General features: G+C 74.4%; 2 protein-coding genes. One reads left to right on the top strand and one right to left on the bottom strand.

Annotated elements, in window-relative coordinates; all coding sequences use genetic code 11:
• Positions 1 to 242: 242 nt before the first annotated feature.
• A complete protein-coding gene (locus ACFXA3_RS27455) occupies positions 243 to 1,520 on the bottom strand; it encodes an AI-2E family transporter (RefSeq protein ID WP_385191065.1) in 1,278 nt (425 codons plus the stop codon).
• Positions 1,521 to 1,704: 184 nt separating this feature from the next.
• Between ACFXA3_RS27455 and ACFXA3_RS27450 the strand changes: the two genes are divergently transcribed.
• Positions 1,705 to 1,878: a CsbD family protein gene (locus tag ACFXA3_RS27450; RefSeq protein WP_385191063.1), complete on the top strand. Its 174-nt coding sequence runs from the start codon at positions 1,705 to 1,707 to the stop codon at positions 1,876 to 1,878.
• Positions 1,879 to 1,991: the final 113 nt, after the last annotated feature.

Raw genomic sequence — 1,991 nt, 5'->3', positions numbered from 1 at the left:
CGCCCGCACCCGGCGAGCAGCCTGCCGCCGCGGTCGTGCACCAGGCGGCCGTGCCCAGGAGCAGGGACCTGCGCCCCAAACCGCCGGCCGGGGGCGGGAACGCCGATCGCATGGCCATGGCCGGCTCCTCGTGCATCCGGGGACGGGACGCGGCAGCCGTGCGGACCGGCCGCCCCGGGCAACTTCGCACTCCCGCGGCGGTCCCGGTCCGTACGCTCCGGCCGGCGGCGCGCTTCTCCCCCTTACGGGTGCTGCTCGTCCTGCATCTGCTCGTCCTGCGTCTGCGCGGCACCGTCCGGTGGCGGCTCACGGCTCGCGGCCTGGGCACGGAGGTGGCCGAACACCGTGTTGGCCACCGCGACGAGCGGCACGGCGACGACCGCTCCGCCGATGCCCGCGACGATGCCGCCGGTCGCGACGGCGAGGACGACGGCCAGCGGATGCACCCGCACGGCCCGGCCGAGGATGAACGGCTGCAGCACGTGGCCCTCGATCTGCTGGACCGCCAGCACCACCAGCAGGGCCATCAGAGCGGTGAACACCCCCTCGGTGACGAGGGCGACGACCACCGCGAGCGCTCCGGACACCACGGCGCCGACCAGCGGGACGAAGGCGCACACGAAGATCACCACGCTGATGGGCACGGCGAGCGGCACACCGAGGAGAGAGATGCCGAGCCCGATGAAGACGGCGTCGATCAGGGCGATGAGCATCGTGCCCCGTACGTAGGCGGTCAGGGTGCGCCAGGCGCGCGGCCCGGCTCCGGCCACCGCCGGGCGGGCCGCGGCCGGCACCAGGTGGAGCGACCACCGCCAGATGCGCCGGCCGTCGTACAGCAGGAAGAGCGTGGAGAAGACCGCCAGCAGCAGCCCGGTGACGACCTCCACCAGGACGGTCACCCCTTTGAGTCCCTTGGAGGTGAACTCGTCCGCACTGGTGCCGAGCGATTCGCCGAGTTTCCTGGTGACGTCGTCGATCTGCTGCTGCGTCACATGGAGCGGACTGTGGACCAGCCAGCGTTCGAGCTGGTCGACGCCGTCCTCGACACGGCCGGTGACCTCCCCGAGGTTGTCCATGACCTGCCAGACGACGAACCATCCGGCCAGCCCGAGGACGAGGAACCCGCCGATCGCCGTCACGGCGGTGGCCGGGCCGCGGGACAGCCCGCGCCGGTTCAGACGGGCCACGGTCGGCTGGAGCAGGGCGGTGGCCAGCAGCGCCACCGCGAAGGCCAGGAAGACCAGCCGGACCGCGCTGATCACCTGCATCAGCACCCACAGCGCGGCGGCGAGCACCAGGAACCGCCAGCCCGCCTCGGCGGCGACACGGACGCCCCAGGGCAACGCGCCCGCCGGATCGGGTGCCCGCGGGGCCGGCGGCCGCTGCGCCTGCGGGGCCGTCTCCTCGTCCGCGTCGGACGCGTACGCCGCGTCCCGGCGGGCCACGGCCCGCGCCCGGCGCTCGCCCAAGGCTGCCCGCGCAGCCTTCATGCGGTCGCGCCACTCGCGGTTGCCAGGCATGCGCCGTCCTCCCGTCGCCCGGTGGCGTCCAGACTGCTGCATCCCGCGTACTCCGGCATCCGCACGGCCGGTCCGGGCACCGGCGACGGGGAACAGGGGCGCGAAAAGCGGGCCGCGGACGTTTGGGCGGACCGATCCGGGTCAGACGCAGGTACGTCCGAGTTCCCCCACAGTGGAGAAACCCATGTCTGGTGAACAGAAGGCCAAGGCCAAGACGGAACAGGCCAAGGGCAAGCTCAAGGAAACGGCGGGCCGGGCGGTCGGCAACGAGCGGATGACCGCGGAGGGGCGCGCCGAGCAGGTGAAGGGAGACGCCCGTCAGGCGAAGGAGAAGATCAAGGACGCCCTCAAGGACTGACGCCCCGCCGCTCTCGGCCTCCGGCCCCCCCGGGCCCCCCCCCCCTCGCCGGGGCCCGGCCCCCCCCCCGTGGGTGGGGGGCCCCCGCCCGCGGGGGGGCCCCGGGCCCCCCC

Origin of the sequence: Streptomyces sp. NPDC059456 (assembly GCF_042750055.1) — a bacterium.
Taxonomy (GTDB): Bacteria; Actinomycetota; Actinomycetes; order Streptomycetales; family Streptomycetaceae; genus Streptomyces.
Note: the sequence above shows the minus strand (reverse complement) of the source record. Positions and strands in the feature narration are given on the sequence as shown.